The sequence below is a fragment of the Halorientalis pallida genome (assembly GCF_004118325.1).
Taxonomy (GTDB): Archaea; Halobacteriota; Halobacteria; order Halobacteriales; family Haloarculaceae; genus Halorientalis; species Halorientalis pallida.
The window spans coordinates 77,549-92,601 of the sequence record NZ_RDFA01000006.1 but is presented as its reverse complement, the minus strand read 5'-3'; the positions used below and the strand labels follow the sequence as shown (position 1 = coordinate 92,601).

General features: G+C 65.9%; 19 protein-coding genes and 1 tRNA gene. 10 read left to right on the top strand and 10 right to left on the bottom strand.

From position 1 onward, the window contains the following. Window positions 1-43: 43 nt before the first annotated feature. Window positions 44-289, top strand: a complete 246-nt coding sequence (locus EAF64_RS16105; RefSeq protein WP_129070011.1) for a DUF7533 family protein — start codon at window positions 44-46, stop codon at window positions 287-289. Here EAF64_RS16105 and EAF64_RS16100 read toward each other — a convergent pair whose 3' ends face one another. The 3 genes from EAF64_RS16100 to EAF64_RS16090 all read right to left on the bottom strand — a co-directional run bounded on the left by EAF64_RS16100 (window position 290) and on the right by EAF64_RS16090 (window position 2,944). After that, window positions 290-2,131, bottom strand: coding sequence for a UvrD-helicase domain-containing protein (locus EAF64_RS16100; RefSeq protein WP_129070010.1), 1,842 nt, complete (start codon window positions 2,129-2,131; stop codon window positions 290-292). Window positions 2,132-2,215: 84 nt separating this feature from the next. Further along, window positions 2,216-2,521 (bottom strand): DUF7521 family protein, encoded by a 306-nt coding sequence (locus EAF64_RS16095; RefSeq protein WP_129070009.1) that lies wholly within the window; start codon window positions 2,519-2,521, stop codon window positions 2,216-2,218. Between the two features lie 69 nt (window positions 2,522-2,590). Then, window positions 2,591-2,944: an ArsR/SmtB family transcription factor gene (locus tag EAF64_RS16090; RefSeq protein WP_092660760.1), complete on the bottom strand. Its 354-nt coding sequence runs from the start codon at window positions 2,942-2,944 to the stop codon at window positions 2,591-2,593. A 232-nt stretch (window positions 2,945-3,176) separates the two neighbouring features. Between EAF64_RS16090 and EAF64_RS16085 the strand changes: the two genes are divergently transcribed. Further along, the gene (locus tag EAF64_RS16085) at window positions 3,177-3,650 is read left to right on the top strand and encodes a helix-turn-helix transcriptional regulator (RefSeq protein ID WP_217630129.1); all 474 of its coding nucleotides are present in this window, start codon (window positions 3,177-3,179) and stop codon (window positions 3,648-3,650) included. A gap of 128 nt (window positions 3,651-3,778) precedes the next feature. Here EAF64_RS16085 and EAF64_RS16080 read toward each other — a convergent pair whose 3' ends face one another. Next, window positions 3,779-3,958, bottom strand: coding sequence for an HVO_0416 family zinc finger protein (locus EAF64_RS16080; protein WP_092660755.1), 180 nt, complete (start codon window positions 3,956-3,958; stop codon window positions 3,779-3,781). A gap of 105 nt (window positions 3,959-4,063) precedes the next feature. On the opposite strand from EAF64_RS16080, the gene EAF64_RS16075 reads away from it, so the two are divergent. Next, window positions 4,064-4,387, top strand: a complete 324-nt coding sequence (locus EAF64_RS16075) for a rhodanese-like domain-containing protein (protein ID WP_129070008.1) — start codon at window positions 4,064-4,066, stop codon at window positions 4,385-4,387. Here EAF64_RS16075 and EAF64_RS16070 read toward each other — a convergent pair. Continuing rightward, on the bottom strand, window positions 4,384-4,686 hold the full coding sequence (locus EAF64_RS16070) for a hypothetical protein (protein WP_129070007.1): 303 nt from the start codon (window positions 4,684-4,686) through the stop codon (window positions 4,384-4,386). The two genes, EAF64_RS16075 and EAF64_RS16070, sit on opposite strands and share 4 nt — an antisense overlap. Window positions 4,687-4,783: 97 nt before the next feature. On the opposite strand from EAF64_RS16070, the gene EAF64_RS21110 reads away from it, so the two are divergent. Further along, a complete protein-coding gene (locus EAF64_RS21110) occupies window positions 4,784-4,948 on the top strand; it encodes a hypothetical protein (RefSeq protein WP_193767725.1) in 165 nt (54 codons plus the stop codon). 88 nt (window positions 4,949-5,036) lie between these two features. On the opposite strand, the gene EAF64_RS16065 is transcribed toward EAF64_RS21110, so the two are convergent. Next, the gene (locus EAF64_RS16065) at window positions 5,037-5,396 is read right to left on the bottom strand and encodes a hypothetical protein (RefSeq protein ID WP_129070006.1); all 360 of its coding nucleotides are present in this window, start codon (window positions 5,394-5,396) and stop codon (window positions 5,037-5,039) included. A gap of 193 nt (window positions 5,397-5,589) precedes the next feature. Here EAF64_RS16065 and EAF64_RS16060 point away from each other — a divergent pair, with 193 nt between their 5' ends. Then, window positions 5,590-6,861, top strand: a complete 1,272-nt coding sequence (locus EAF64_RS16060; protein WP_129070005.1) for a saccharopine dehydrogenase family protein — start codon at window positions 5,590-5,592, stop codon at window positions 6,859-6,861. A gap of 371 nt (window positions 6,862-7,232) precedes the next feature. On the opposite strand, the gene EAF64_RS16055 is transcribed toward EAF64_RS16060, so the two are convergent. The 3 genes from EAF64_RS16055 to EAF64_RS16045 all read right to left on the bottom strand — a co-directional run bounded on the left by EAF64_RS16055 (window position 7,233) and on the right by EAF64_RS16045 (window position 8,927). Continuing rightward, window positions 7,233-7,305, bottom strand: a tRNA-Arg gene (locus EAF64_RS16055). Window positions 7,306-7,356: 51 nt separating this feature from the next. Further along, window positions 7,357-7,938: a 2Fe-2S iron-sulfur cluster-binding protein gene (locus EAF64_RS16050; RefSeq protein WP_129070004.1), complete on the bottom strand. Its 582-nt coding sequence runs from the start codon at window positions 7,936-7,938 to the stop codon at window positions 7,357-7,359. 77 nt (window positions 7,939-8,015) lie between these two features. Further along, a complete protein-coding gene (locus tag EAF64_RS16045; protein WP_129070003.1) occupies window positions 8,016-8,927 on the bottom strand; it encodes an NADP-dependent phosphogluconate dehydrogenase in 912 nt (303 codons plus the stop codon). A gap of 256 nt (window positions 8,928-9,183) precedes the next feature. Here EAF64_RS16045 and EAF64_RS16040 point away from each other — a divergent pair, with 256 nt between their 5' ends. The 4 genes from EAF64_RS16040 (at window position 9,184) to EAF64_RS16025 (ending at window position 13,856) form a co-directional block, all read left to right on the top strand. Further along, on the top strand, window positions 9,184-11,871 hold the full coding sequence (locus EAF64_RS16040) for a valine--tRNA ligase (protein ID WP_129070002.1): 2,688 nt from the start codon (window positions 9,184-9,186) through the stop codon (window positions 11,869-11,871). A gap of 312 nt (window positions 11,872-12,183) precedes the next feature. Continuing rightward, the gene (locus EAF64_RS16035; protein ID WP_129070001.1) at window positions 12,184-12,543 is read left to right on the top strand and encodes an SHOCT domain-containing protein; all 360 of its coding nucleotides are present in this window, start codon (window positions 12,184-12,186) and stop codon (window positions 12,541-12,543) included. Then, on the top strand, window positions 12,543-13,142 hold the full coding sequence (locus tag EAF64_RS16030) for a DUF4188 domain-containing protein (protein WP_129070000.1): 600 nt from the start codon (window positions 12,543-12,545) through the stop codon (window positions 13,140-13,142). The genes EAF64_RS16035 and EAF64_RS16030 overlap by 1 nt, the downstream gene beginning before the upstream one ends. Before the next feature lie 90 nt (window positions 13,143-13,232). Next, a complete protein-coding gene (locus tag EAF64_RS16025) occupies window positions 13,233-13,856 on the top strand; it encodes a beta-class carbonic anhydrase (protein WP_129069999.1) in 624 nt (207 codons plus the stop codon). On the opposite strand, the gene EAF64_RS16020 is transcribed toward EAF64_RS16025, so the two are convergent. Then, window positions 13,857-14,096 (bottom strand): DUF7576 family protein, encoded by a 240-nt coding sequence (locus EAF64_RS16020; protein ID WP_129069998.1) that lies wholly within the window; start codon window positions 14,094-14,096, stop codon window positions 13,857-13,859. It lies immediately after the preceding gene. Between the two features lie 100 nt (window positions 14,097-14,196). Between EAF64_RS16020 and EAF64_RS16015 the strand changes: the two genes are divergently transcribed. After that, the gene (locus EAF64_RS16015) at window positions 14,197-14,805 is read left to right on the top strand and encodes a class I SAM-dependent methyltransferase (RefSeq protein WP_129069997.1); all 609 of its coding nucleotides are present in this window, start codon (window positions 14,197-14,199) and stop codon (window positions 14,803-14,805) included. The last annotated feature ends 248 nt before the right edge of the window (window positions 14,806-15,053 follow it).

The following is a 15,053-nucleotide window of genomic DNA, read 5'->3' as shown; positions in this document are numbered from 1 at the left end:
ACACCCACCGCTTTTGTCCGGTGGCTTCCAAGGCGGGCACGAGATGGGACTGGGCATCCTCGATACCTTCGGGCTGATGGGAGCGGTGATACTGGCCGCGCCGGTCGCACTGTTCGGCCTCGATACGTTCCTGGGCGGCGATCGAGTCGTCGGCGGTGCGTTCATCCTCGTCGCCGTGCTGATGATCGCTGCCGAAGAGTACGTCACCAAACCGACGGACGTAGCGACCGACGCCGCTCAAGACGTGGCCAGTTCCGTCGTCGAGACGCCCGACGACGAAGAGGAGTAATTACTGGATCGCGACGGCGTTTTTGGCTTCGTCGAGCAGTTGGTCGACGGTCTTCTCGGAGGGTTCGTTCTCTAGCAGCACGTCGATGGGGAGCGTCGGCGCGCCGTCGACGAGGTTCTCCAGCAGGACCAGACGTTCGCGCGCACGCGACATTCCGACGTAGAACACGCGGCGCTCGTTGTCCGTCAGCGTCGGGACCGGATCGGTGTGCTTGGTGAACTCCTCGACACCCTCGACCTCGCGACCCTCCTGTTCGACGGTCGCGGCCATCTGCTCGACCACCTTCTCGGTGAGGTCGGTCGCGAGGAAGACGTGGTCGGCCTCGCGACCCTTCGCGGAGTGGATCGTCCCGACCCGCACCGCGTCGGTGGCCATCCCCTGATAGTCGCCCGAGAAGTAGGCGTCGACCGACCGCTCCTGGAAGTTGGTGACCTTCCGGAGCATGTCGGCCGCCGACCGCGGATCGGGCATGAACGGCGCGTGATCGCGGACGAACTCGGGTTCGACCGTGATCTCCGCGAGGTCGTCGGTGTCCGCTTCCTCCTGGACCTCGTCGATGGCGTCGAAGAAGTCGTCGCGCTCGCCGGTGCCGAACGCCGAATCCGCCAGCATGTCCGCCAGCCGCCGGGCCTGCAGGGCCGTGACGGGCTCGTCCTCCGCCAGTCCTTCGACCGCCCGAACGTACTGGGTCAGCCGATCGGTCCACATCCGCTGGTCGGTCAGACACTGGAACGGAATCCCCTCACCGATGAACTCGTCGATAAACTGGAACATCTGGTAGCGCGCCCGGAAGAGGATCATCGACGTGCTATCCTCGTCCTCTTCGAGCGTGGCCCGGACGTTCCGGACCAGGTCGAGCATCGAAGGGCGGGGCGGGGCCTCGACGCGGCCGCCCTCTTTGCGCGGTTCGAGGTCTTTCTCCTGTCGTTTCTCGATGTGGCTGATCTCCTTGTTGACGACGTTGAGGATCTTCGAGGGAAGCCGGTAGGAGTTGGGCAGCACTTCGTCCTGGGAGACCTCCTCGTCCAGCAGGAGGTCGGGGTCGGCACCCTGCCAGGCGTAGACGACCTGGTCGTCGTCACCCGCGATCAGGACCCGCTTCATGTGCGGTTTCCACTCCTCGTACACGTCGTACTGCAGCGTCGTGATGTCCTGGAACTCGTCGATCACCAGGTACTCGACGTTCGGGAGGAGCGAGCGCTGTTTGACGCGTTCGAGCATGTCTGCGAAGCCGACGAGCCCGTTCTCGCCCTTGTAGGCACGCCAGGCGCGGATGGCCTCGGGCACGTCGATCCGGTCGTCGTCGGAGGGCCAGGTCGGCGTGTACTTGTTGCCAGTCTGTGAGTTGGGGTCTTCCTCCGGGGGGAGGCGAACTTTCTCGACGTTCCACTGGAAGGGCACGTCGTACCAGTCGGCCACGTCCCGGCGGGTGCGCTGGAGCCACTGGCTGGTCGCGATGACCTTGTTGCCGATGGTCGTCGAACGGGCACTCCGGCGGCGCGCGCCCTTGTTCTCGTCCTCGTACTCGATGCCGTACTCCTCGCAGAACTCCTCTTTGTCCGACTCGCCCACCACGTCGCCACGCGAGAGATTGAGGAGTTCGTAGGCCTTCGCGTGCATCGTACAGACGTTGCCGCGGAGGGCCCGGGGCGTCGTGTCCAGTCGCTCCGCGAGGCGTTCGCGGATCTCCGCGGCCGCCGCGCGCGTGTACGAGACGACGAGGATATCGCGTACGTCTGCCCCTTCTTCTTGTAACTGTTCGACCCGGTCCAGCAGCGCCGTGGTCTTCCCGCTCCCCGGCCCCCCGAACAGGCGGACCACTTCAGGCGTCGTGTCGGTCATTGGACCACTAATGGATCTACACACTCATAAGCAACGTGGCTTGGATCCGAACCGGTTCCGAACGAATTTTTCCTTCGTCGGCAGTTACCGGTACAGCGAGAGGTAGAGCATGGCGAATCCGATGATGAAGGGGATCGTCTCGGTCATCTGGAGGAAGATGAACTGCAACGAGGAGGTTCCCGCTCCACCGGCCCCCAGTTGCGTGATGACGTTGGTGATGGCGACGCCCATGCTGATGAAGGCGAAGCCGATGAACGCCGACTGGAGTTTCTCGGACTGTTTCTTCCGGTACGCCTGAAAGCTGATCAGCGTGATCCCCAGCGTCAACCCGAACGTGACGAGTCGCATGAGGATGAGGACCCCGCGCGCGATCGCCACCGTCTCGACCATGGCACCTTCTGCTCACCCGTCGAACATAAAGGTACGTCGGACGATCCGGGCCGCCGCGGCGGCCCGTCTCTACTCGGGATTGAGTTCGTCCCAGAGCTGGCTGAACCGATCCGGGAGGTTCTCCTCGCGGTAGATCCGCACACGGTACTCCCCTTGCTCCTCCAGCGAGATCACGGTGCTGTCGAAGTTGGACTCGTAGATCTTGTAGTGGTTGCCGTCGTCAGCCACCAGCGTCCGGTCCTTGACGAGGTCGTGTTCCTCGAGGATCTCGATGCGCCGGTACACGGTCGGGAGCGACAGATCACACTCCTCGGCCAGTTCCTTGGCCGAGCGCGGCTCGATGCTGATCGCCGCGAGTATCTCCCGCGCGTTCTCGTCCCCGATCGTGTCGAGGACCTCCTCGATACTACGTTCCTCTGCCACTATCTCGTGTAGAGTCCACCAGTGTAAAAAGATATTGCGGGGAGTATCACGGATGAGAAAGTCCCGTCGGCGGTGAACTGTGTCCGGTCCGGAGGGGGTTCTTTCAGCACGTGAAAACGCCTTTATATACCTATTTTCATTCTCGGAAACCGGGGGAGAGGCATTATATATCCATGGTAGAGAGGAGTGGATGTGGATCGAGTCCAAGTGATTGCCAATGTCCGGAGATAACGTGAGTACGAGTCCGCTGGTGAATACGTTGATACAAGAACTTTCGGCCGGTGACGACCTGGAGGCGGCGTCACCCGACGCTCCAGGTACCGGTCAAGAAGGCGACCCGGAGCAGGTGTTGTCTTCGGTCATGGAGCGGCTGGCAGTAGAGGAGTCGTTCGAATTCGACGACGAGATCGTCAAACAGAATCTGGACGAGATCCTCATCGCGCTGATTGCGTTGCGGGATGGCACCCACGGAAAGGCGCTGATCGACGACCTGTCGCGGCTGTTCGACGCGCAGTTGAGCCCGGGAACGGTGTACCCACGACTGCACGATATCGAAGGTGACGACGTGTTGTCGATGCACGAGCTGGTCCGAACGAAAGAGTACTCCGTCGCAGACGAGGACGCCGCCCGATCGCAGATCGAGCAGGCGATGTACCACCACCTGGCGCTGGGGCTGTTCCTGCACGACTCGCTGGACGAGCTGTAGCCGACCGCCGTTTCACCTACCGACCGAGCAGGACTCCTCACTCCTGCCGGACGCTCTCTTTCGAACGGTTTACCGGTCCGTACCCTGCCGAACTATCGAGAAGAATCACTGCACGCCGCCGACGGCCGTCAGTTGCCCGGTCCCCACCCGCACACCGAGCACTCTGTCGCTGCGGTGTCGTGGAGGCCACCGCACTCCGGGCACTGCTTTTTGTTGTAACTCCGGTCCCAGCCGACCTGCTCCGTCTCGTGCCCGCGCTCCGTGAGGAACTGATCGAAGATCTCGTCGTCGCTCGGTGCTGACGCCATACATGACATGGTATACCACACCACTATTTAGCTCTATTGGTCGGACACAAATCTCACCGAATCGGGACGATGGGCTTTAGCCCCCGCCGTGTCTACTGCCGGGCGATGGTCGAGGAGCTTTCCCCGTCGCGGTTACAGGAGAAACTCGAAGACGGCGCGGACGTACAGGTCGTCGACACCCGTCCGCCCCGGCAGTACTCGGCCGGGCACATCCCCGGGGCGACGAACGTCCCCTACGGCCAGCTGGCCGCCCGAATCGAAGAGGTCGACTGGGGCGAGGAGGTCGTCATGGTCTGTAAGGAAGGGATCAGCTCGGTGCAGGCCGGTCGATTGCTCGAATCCTACGAAGGAATCGACGACGACGCAACTATCGCCAGCCTCGAAGGTGGCTACGACGCCTGGGCGTTCGACCTCGAAACCGACGCCTAATCGTCCCCGGTTCGTCGCTCGAAGACCTGGAGCTGGAGTTCCAGATCACGGATCACGTCCTCGGAGACCAGTAGATCGACCTCCATCCGTTCGCCGACGTGGTCGCTCGCTTCGTCGGTGAACTCCCGGGCCCGCTCGGGCGGCATCGACAGCGGGAGGCGCACGTCCCCGCGCATCCCGGCCAGTTGCGCGGTCAGCAGTCCGACCACGGCGTCCGAGGCGACGTCACCCGCCTCGGCGGCCGCGAGCAGTTCCGTCAGTTCCGTCCGAAACGCCTCGACGTCGTCGATGGGCTCCATGCCCCGCGTTCGTGCCGCGACGGGCAAAACCGTGCCGCTCCGGCCACCGGGACCGGAATTAAATCGCCACGGCCCGTACGTACAGTGGTGTCCGACGATGGGCGTATTCGACACTCTCAAGACGGTGTTTTCACCGGACTACGAGGCCGTCCACTACCGGTGTCCACGCTGTGAGCGCAGGTTCGCGTATCGCGCCGACCTCACCGACCCGACCTGCCCGTACTGTGACAGCGGCGATCTCGAACCCGTCGAACCGTCGTAGTCAGTTCGGGGCGAGTCCGTCCGGAGACGGACCGCGACGGTGGCAGTCGATCCGGCCACCAGCACGGCCGCCCACCGACAGCGACGGCCTATCCACCGTATCCGCTACCGTCTTCTTCGTCCTCGCCGATGAGGAACCCGCCGGTGAGCAGGAACGCGAGCACCGCGATCGTCCCGACCAGGAACCGGCCACCGGGTAGCGGGCCGAACAGCCCCATCTCGATGACGATTCCGAGAACGAGCAACGCGATCCCGCCGACACCGAGCGCCGTCGCCGGTTCCGACGGTGACAGCCCCGCCAGTGTCGATGGGAGGAATTCCGGCGTGTCCATCCCCCGAACGTCGACGATCACCTCCACGATCGACGCCAGTATCAGCGACACGATGGCCAGGTCCAGTAGCACGCGGGCGAAGAAGCTCTCAACCATCCGCGTCACCTCGTCGCTCACCGCACGTGTCGCCCCCGTCTGTCCGACTCTCACTGTAGACGTATTCTTGCATCGTCGTTCCCCCAGTCTGCTTGTTACGAGTGTTTTACGCAATTATGAATGTTTGGATGCGAGGAAGGAACACACGTGCCAGCGGCTCACGTACAATGGCAAACACTTGAGCCCGTGGCCCCACTATCTGCGGTAGATACCCGTGTCGAACGCTGACCGACAACACGACGTCGTGGTGTGGGGTGCGACCGGCGTGGCTGGTCGCCTCGTCGCCGAGTACCTCACCGAACAGTACACACCGGACACCCTCTCGCTGGCGCTGGGGGGTCGAGACGAGAATCGGCTGCAGGCCGTCGAGTCGGAACTCCTCGACGGGAACGACGAGTGGGCGTCGATCCCCATCGTGATCGGCGACGCGACGGATCCGGAGACGCTCCGCGAGATAGCTGGCGACACGCGTGTCGTCTGTACGACCGTCGGCCCGTACACGAAGTACGGCACTCCGCTGGTCGAGGCGTGTGTCGAAGCCGGGACCGACTACTGCGACCTGACCGGGGAAGTGAACTGGACCCGGGAGATCGTCGACGAGTATCACGACGCGGCGGTCGACGCCGACACGCGGATCGTCCACAGCTGTGGCTTCGACTCCGTCCCCGCCGACCTGGGCACCCTGCTCGCCCAGTCGTTCGCGATGGAGGAATTCGGAGCCCCCTGTAGCCGGGTCCGGATCTACCTGGAGTCCGGCAGCGGCGGTGTGAGTGGTGGGACGCTGGCCAGCGCGGCCGAACTGTTCGAGGCTGCGTCGAAGGACCCCGAAGTCAGGAAGGTGCTCGGGAACCCGTACTCGCTGGCCCCACCCGGCGAGCGCGAGGGCGTCGATCCCGGCGAGCAGCGCCTCCCCCGCAAGGACCCGCTCCGGTCGTCCTGGACCGCCCCATCCCCAATGGCACCGATCAACGAGCGCGTGGTCCGGCGCAGTAACGCGCTCCTCGAGTATCCCTGGGGACGGGGCTTCCGCTGTACCGAGGTCGTCCCGACCGGCCCCGGGCTCGGCGGTGCGGCGACCGCAGGCCTGATTTCCGGCGGTCTCGGGTCGTTCACCGTCGCGCTCTCGTTCGGCCCGACCCGCTCGGCGCTCAAGCGCTTCGTGTTCCCCGACCCTGGCGAGGGGCCGAGCGAAGAACAGATGCAACAGGGCCACTTCCGGGTTCGCGTGCGCGGCCAGGGAACGAACGAGGACGGCCCCTTCACCGTCGACGCCGTGGTCGGTGCCGACCGCGACCCGGGCTACGGCGGGACCGCGCGCATGCTCGGCGAATCCGCCATGTGTCTGCTCGAAGACGACACCGACTCACCGCTGTCCGGTGGCGTCCTCACTCCCGCGTCGGCCATCGGAACACCGCTGGCCGAGCGACTGCGTGCCGTCGGCTTCACCGCGAGCGCGAACGTGGCCAGCGAAGACGTGGATTCCTAGCGGGGCGGCGAGGGATTCGAACCTCGGTCGGACGTCCTCACTTCGTTGCGCGCGACCTCCCTGGTTCAACACACGAACGAGCATCCGCGCGAGCGAAGCGAGCGCGGTTCCCAGGACCGAACGAACGTGAGGTCCCGTTTTTCGCCCACGTTTTTCGACGTTCACGAGAGCACAGCTCTCGTGAGCCAACCAGAACACTCCGTGTTCTGGTGAGAGTGGTGGCGAGCGTAGCGAGTCACCCGAAAAAAAAAGCTGGACGGGCGGCGAGGGATTTGAACCACGTCCGAGAACCTGCGCTCCGCGCAGAACCTCGGCCTCATTCAAATCCCACGTGCCGATTGCTGTCGCTCACGAGTTGTTCGCGACAGCAACGGGCGGCGAGGGATTTGAACCCCCGACCATCTGGTCCGGAACCAGGCGTTCTGTCCGCTGAACTAGCCGCCCTCGAACACTGCTACAGGAGGCGTCGGTATAACGGTTATGAACCGCAGAGGATCAGGGCTGCTCGCCGGTTTCGAGCGTGAACGAATCCGTCGGATAGGCCGTACAGGTCAGACAGTACCCGTTGTCCATCTCTTCCTCGTTGAGGGTGTCGTTGTTGCTGTGTTTGATGTACTCGTCGGCCGGCCCGTCCTCGATGTGACCGGCACAGGAGAGACACGAGCCCTCGCGACAGGCGTAGGGCAGGTCCCAACCCTTGTCTTCGCCCACGTCGAGGATGTTCTCGTTGTTCGCGACCTCGATGGTCTCGCCCTCCTTGGCGAACTCGATCTCGTAGGTCTCGACCTCGTCGTCGGCGATGGCCTCGGGATCGAAGCCCTCGTCTTCCGCTTCCTCGCCGCCCTCTGCGAGTTCACCCTCCGATCCGCCGGCGACCGCGCCAGCCGCGACGCCACCGCCGCCGATGGAGCGGTTCATCGGCTCCGGGAACTCCGTCTCCGGGACCGACTCGGCCCGCTTTTCCAGAACCTCCTGGGAGATGTCCTCGTTGGCCTCCCAGCCGGTCCCCTTCGAGTAGTGAAGGGCGACCGCGACGAGCGTCAGAAACGCCCCGAGCAGGATGCCTGCGCTTACCATATCGCGGGCTACGGAATACGGGTTTATCTAAGTGACGAACTCCGAGCCACCACGAGCGGTGAACGGACCCGTTCGGCCTACTCCTCGCGGCGTGCGACCTCGTGTCGCCCGAAGCCATACCGCAGTCGGTTCGCCAGCCGCCGCGAGAACCGCCCCGGTTCCTCGTCGGTCGCACGCGAGTCGAACCGCTCGGCCAGCGCCTGGTAGATCAGCGGCACCGACACCTCCTGTTCGAGCGCCTCCTGAACCGTCCAGGTCCCCGTCGAACCGCCCGCGACGTGGTCCGCGACCGTCCCGAGGTCGCTGCCCTCCTCGCGGAAGGCCTCCTCACAGAGTTCCAGCAACCACGAGCGGATCACCGCACCGTTGTTCCACGTGCGCGCGACAGCTTCCAGATCGAGGTCGTACCGGCCGTTCGCCAACAGTTCGAACCCCTCGCCGTAGGCCTGCATCAGCGCGTACTCCACGCCGTTGTGGATCATCTTCACGTAGTGGCCCGAGCCCGCCGCACCCATCCGGTCGTGACCGTCCGGCCCCGTCGCGACGGCGTCGAAGACGGGCACGAGTTCCGCGTAGGCCCACTCCGGGCCGCCGACCATCAGGGAAAAACCCAGTTCCGCGCCTGCGGGGCCGCCCGACGTGCCACAGTCGAGGTAGGCCGCGTCGGTCGCCTCCGCGCGACGCACGGAGTCTTCGAAGTTGGAGTTGCCGCCGTCGACGACCACGTCGTCGCCGTCGAGGTGGGGCGCGAGTTCCTCCAGCGCGGCGTCGACGGGGTCGCCCGCGGGGACCATCAACCAGATTCGCTTTTCGCTGCCCAACTGCTCCGCAAGGTCGGGGATCGACTCCGCCGGGGTCGCGCCGGCGTCGGCCGCGTCCGCGACGGCTTCTTCGTCCACGTCGAAGGCGGTCACGTCGTGGCTCGCGTCGAGGACGCGGTCGACGACGATCCGGCCCATCCGCCCGAGTCCGATAACGCCGAGTTCCATACCTGCGCGTCGACAGCCCGGCAGGTAGGGGTTGTGGTTCGGACGCAACGGGACCGGAAGTGTCAGCTCCGGGCGGGGCGGAAGCGAAAAGTTATACAGTCGACCGGAACAACCGGGAGGTATGGGCCTGATGTCGTCGGTAGTACGTTAGCGCGACGACCAGTCGCACGTATTTTCGACCGGAGGCGGGGCCAGGCGAGGGACCCGTCGCGGACCACAGCGGCGACGTGAGACCGACACTAGGGCAATCTGAACTATGAGTGAGCTACCCGACAACTACGACCCGGACCAGGTGGAGCCGAAGTGGCGCGACGAGTGGCAGGACATGGACGTCTACGAGTACCAGGACGACGGCGATACGGACTACGTCGTCGACACACCGCCGCCGTACCCGACTGGCAACCTCCACATCGGAAACGCGCTGGGCTGGTGTTACATGGACTTCGCCGCCCGCTACCACCGACTCGTTGGCGACGACGTGCTCTTCCCGCAGGGGTGGGACTGCCACGGCCTCCCGACCGAGGTGAAAGTCGAGGAGAACAACGACATTCACCGGACGGACGTGCCCCGCGACGAGTTCCGGCAGATGTGCATCGAGCACACCGAGGACCAGATCGACGCGATGAAAGAGACGATGGGGACCCTGGGATTCTCCCAGGACTGGAACCACGAGTTCCGGACCATGGACCCCGAGTACTGGGGCACTACCCAGCGATCCTTCGTCGAGATGGCCGACGACGACCTCGTCTACCGGGACGAACACCCCGTCAACTGGTGCCCCCGGTGTGAGACTGCCATCGCCGACGCCGAAGTCGAGACCGAGGAGGGCGTCGACGGTACCCTCTACTACGTCACCTTCGAGGGGGCCGACGAGGACAGCGAGGAGCGAAGCTCCTCTGACTCCGCGGCGGAGCCGCGGAACACCGAGGACATCGAGATCGCCACGACCCGACCCGAACTGCTGGCCGCCTGTGTCTCGATGGCGGTCCATCCCGACGACGAGCGCTACGCGGACCGCATCGGCGACCGCTTCGAGGTTCCCCTGTTCGGTCACGAGGTCGAACTCATCGCCGACGAGGAGTCCGACCCCGAGTTCGGGACCGGCGCGGTGATGATCTGTACCTTCGGGGACAAACAGGACGTCGAGTGGTGGGCCGAACACGACCTCGACCTGCGGATGGTGTTCACCGAGGACGGCCACCTGAACGACGACGCCGGCGAGTACGCGGGTCTCACTATCGACGAGGCGAAGGAGGAGATCGCCGACGACCTCGACGACGAGGGCTACCTCGAAGACACCGAACCCACCGAACAGGCCGTCGGGCAGTGCTGGCGGTGTGACACGCCCATCGAGATCCTCTCGAAGGAACAGTGGTTCGTCGAGGTCGATCAGGACGCCATCCTCGAACGCGCCCAGCAGGTCGAGTGGATCCCCGAGCACATGTACGACCGGTTGGAGGACTGGACGACCGGCATGGAGTGGGACTGGGTCATCTCCCGCCAGCGCGTGTTCGCCACACCGATCCCCGCCTGGTTCTGTCAGACCGAGGACTGTGACCACATCCACATCGCCGGGCCCGGGGAACTGCCCGTCGAACCCACCGACGAGGGGCCCGGTATCGAGGCGTGCCCAGAGTGTGGCGGCGACGAGTGGACCGGTGAGACCGACGTGATGGACACGTGGATGGACTCCTCGATCACGCCGCTGTACGTGCGGGGCTGGCCCGACGAGGAGTTCGAGCCCACGACCCTGCGCGAACAGGGCCACGACATCATCCGGACGTGGGCGTTCTACACCCTCCTCCGGACCGGCGAGATCGCCGACGACATCCCGTGGGAGGAGGCGCTGATCAACGGGATGGTCTTCGGCGAGGACGGCAACAAGATGTCCAAGTCCCGCGGCAATTTCGTCCAACCCGAGGAAGCCGTCGAGGAGTACTCCGCCGACGCCTTCCGCCAGGCGATGGCGCTGGGCGGCCAGCCCGGCAGCGACATCCAGTTCCAGTGGAAGGAGGTCAAGTCCGCCTCCAAGTTCGGCACCAAGATCTGGAACATCACCAAGTTCGCGTCGGGCCACCTCGACACGGCGCACCTCGACCGCCCCGACCCGGCCTACCGGGACGCCGACAAGTGGATCCTCTCGCGGACCTCGCAGGTCGCCGACAGCGTGGCCGACCACATGGACGACTACCGCTTCGACGCCGCCCTGCGGGAACTCCGGGAGTTCGTCTGGCACGACCTGGCCGACGACTACCTCGAACTCATCAAGGGCCGCCTCTACGAGGGCCGTCCCGGCGAGGCCAACGCCGCCAGGCAGGCGCTGGCGACCGCGCTCTCGGCCTCCCTGCGCATGCTCTCGCCGTTCGCCCCGTTCCTGACCGAGGAGGCCTACGACGGCCTGCCCCACACGGAGGGGAGCGTCCACGCCGCCGACTGGCCCGACATCGACATGCACGACGAGGACGCCGAGATCGCCGGCGAACTCATCGCCGAGGTCGCCGCCACGGTCCGGGGCTGGAAGTCCGACGCCGGCATCGCGCTGAACGCCGAACTCGACAAGATCGAGGTCTACCCCGAGGAGACCCCCGAACGCGCCGTCGACACCTACGACCTGAGCGAGGCCGTCAACGCGCCGGTCCACGTCCGGGAGGGTGTCCCCGCCGTCGAACTCGTGCCCGTCGAGATCGACCCCGACCACAGCGTCATCGGGCCGGAGTTCGGCGAACAGACCGGCCGGATCGTCGGCGCACTGGAAGCCGCCGACCCCGAGGACGTGAAACAACAGAAACAGCTCGACGGTGAGATCGAACTCGACCTGGGCGAAGAAGTCGCCGTCGTCCCCGGCGACGCCGTCGAGATCCACGAGGAACACCGTGCCGAATCCGGTGAAGAAGTCGAGGTCGTCGAGAGCGATCTGTCGACGATCCTGATCTACAACGACTAAATTTTTTACTGCGTCGGGGTGCGCGCCGATGGCGCGCAACCACTCTCTGCTCACGGGCGGCGAAGCCGCCCGTTCGCATGGTATGCGGGAGCTGTGCTCCCGCACTACTTGCAAAAATGTGGTATGAAAACTCGCTCGGCGCTCAGCCCCCGCTTCGCGCCGAGGGAATCGCGCGCCTGCGGCGCGCGGATGCTGGCGGAACCGCCCGAAACCGACGTAAACCGCACTGAACTGCCCGTTCTCGATCCGGACGGCTAACGAAGTGAGTGCTTACTCAGTAGTTTTATTGCGGATGACACCATACGTTCGCGTATGACCACTCACCAAGCGGCGTTCGGCGGCAGACTCGACGGAGCGGCGAACGAGGCGGTCGCGCGGACGGCGGGCGTCGTCTCGCTCGCGGTGCTTGCGGTCGGACTCGGCGGACTGGCGCTGGGAATCGACTGGGCCTGGATCGCCTTCCCGGTGGGGTACGGCGGCGTCCTCCCGCTGGCGGTGAGCCGAGCCAGGTCACGGGCCGACACCACGGGTACCGCCGGCACCGTGGACGGTACGACCGAGGCGGAAGACGACGCGCTGGCGGCGCTCCGGCGGCGCTACGCGGAGGGCGAGATCGACGACGTGGAGTTCGAGCGCCGCCTCGAACGGTTGCTGGAGACGGAGGACGACTGATGGGTGTTCTCGGTCGTCTTCGGCGCGGACTGGCGTCGCTCGTCGGTCCGGAGCGACGCGCGGACGGCGGCCGGGACCCCGACGGCGTCGTCACGGAGAAAGTCCAGGCCGACCGCGAGGGCGAGTTCGTCGTCTTCCAGATCGGCATGCGGGTCAACCAGTTCTGGAAGGTCCACCGCTGGCTCCCGGTGGCGCTGGTGGCGCCACGGATGGTCCGGGAACTACAGTCCGACCCCGACTCCGGCCTGCTGGGGAGCCGAACCGTCGTCGGTCCCGGCCTCCGAAATATCGGCTTCGTCCAGTACTGGGACTCCTTCGAGTCCCTGCGCGAGTACGCCCACGACGAGGACAGGCGCCACCGGCCGGCCTGGGTCGACTACTACCAGGACGGCACTGCAGACGACAGTTCGGTCGGCATCTGGCACGAGACGTACGTCGTCGGGGAGGACGACCACGAGACGGTGTACAACAACGTCCCACCCCACGGTCTCGGGGCGGCCGACGGGAGCGACCTCGTCCCGGCCACCGGCGACTCCGACAGCGCGACCGGCCGACTCGGACGGCGCGTGCAGGCGGACGACCCGTCCGAAGGGGCGTGAGCGGCCGCGGATCCACCCCCGTCACAGCTACCGGCCGCGTTCTCCGGCATGATATGTTTTACCACACCGAACGTGGAACGGGGTCGCGCAATGTCCACCCCGGACCACGACTCCGAGACCGACCACGACCACGAACGCGTTCACGAGGCGGTCGACGAGCGGGTCGCGCGGCGCGACGACTGGGCGCGGCGACGGCGCAAAGACATTCCCAACGACCAGCGGCTCATGGTGGTCACCTGCATGGACGAGCGCATCCCCGTCGCGGACGCGCTCGGCCTGACCCTCGGTGACGCCCACATCTTCCGCAACGCCGGCGGGAAGGTCACCGACGACGTGATCCGATCGGCGGCGCTGACGACCAACTTCTTCGACACCGACGAGATCGTCGTCGTCACCCACACCGACTGCGGGATGATGAGCGCCAGCGACGAGGCCGTCGTCTCCGGCCTCCAGGCTCAGGCCGGCGACCTCGGCGGCGTCGACCTCGACCCCGCCTTGCCGGAGTTGACCATCGGCGGTGCCGGGATCGACGAGTGGCTCAAGATGACCGACGATATCGACGCCGCCTGCACCGAACAGGTGGAGTTCCTCCGCAGTCATCCCCTCGTCCCCGACGACGTGACGGTCACGGGCTACGTCTACGAGGTCGAGAGCGGCGAGTTGCGTCGGCCCGGCGAGCGTGTCGCCGCCGAGATCAACACGCGCGAGGCGTAGTCACGCGCCGGCGAACAGCCGGAGCCAGCCACGGAAGCAGTCGTCGCCACAGTAGACGTGACACTGTCGGGCGTCGCTGGCCTGGTCGAGGACGGTCGCCACGAGGTGCCACTCGTCGTCGAAGACGTGCCCGCCACAGCTGGGACAGTCGCGCACGGTCGCGCTGTCGGGGTCCCGGCCGACGGAGACCGCCTCGACGTAGTAACGACCACCGATGTGGTGGGGTGTTGCCAACTGCATCGCTCCTGTTTGGGGCCGCAGGCGCATGAACCCGGCGCGGCGGACGGCGGGGCCCTGTCCCCGACCCAAGGTCGATATCCGTCCGGCCCCTACGCCGGCCATGGACCGCAGAGAGGTCAGGGAGTCCTGGGAAGCACTCTCGGAGACGTACGCACGGACGCGACCGACCGACGGCAACGACGTGGCCCTCCTCGACGAACTGGTCGAACAGCTCCCGGCGGACGCGCGGGTGCTGGACGTGGGCTGTGGCGACGGCCAGCGCACGCTGGCGAACCTCGACGGAACGGACCGGATCGGGCTCGATTTCGCGCGGACGGGACTGGACCTGGCCACGCGAAACGTCCCCGCGGCTCGCCTCGTGCAGGGGGACATGGCCCGACTCCCACTCCGGGCGGGGAGCGTCGACGCGATCACGGCGTACCACGCCGTCTTCCACGTCCCGCAGGCCGACCACCCCGAGGTCTACCGGGAGTTCGCGCGCGTCCTTCGGCCCGGCGGGCTCGTCCTCACGACCGTCGGCGGGTCGCGCTACGAGACGGTCCGACGCGGCTGGCTCGGGAGCGACGAGCGGATGTTCTTCAGTACGCCCGGCCGCGACCGCACACGCGAGCAACTCGAAGCGGCCGGGTTCGAGATTCGCTGGGAGCGCCACGTCGACGACCCACTCGGGAGTTCCGCGCTCTTTTTCCTCGCGGAACTGACGGCCTGACCGCGGGTCACCCGAAGCGGTCGGCCCGCCCACCTTTTTTGAGTCGAGGGTTCGGACGGCTCGGTATGCCCGGCGCTCCGTTCCTCCGCGGTGACCGACTGACCCTCCGGCCGGTCACGCCCGACGACTACGACTTCCTCCTCGAACACGGCAACGACCCCACGTACGGGAGGGCGCACCGACACCGACGCCGGTTCACGAGGACGACCCCGTCGCCTTCCTGGACGACGACGCGTCCGTCCAGTTTC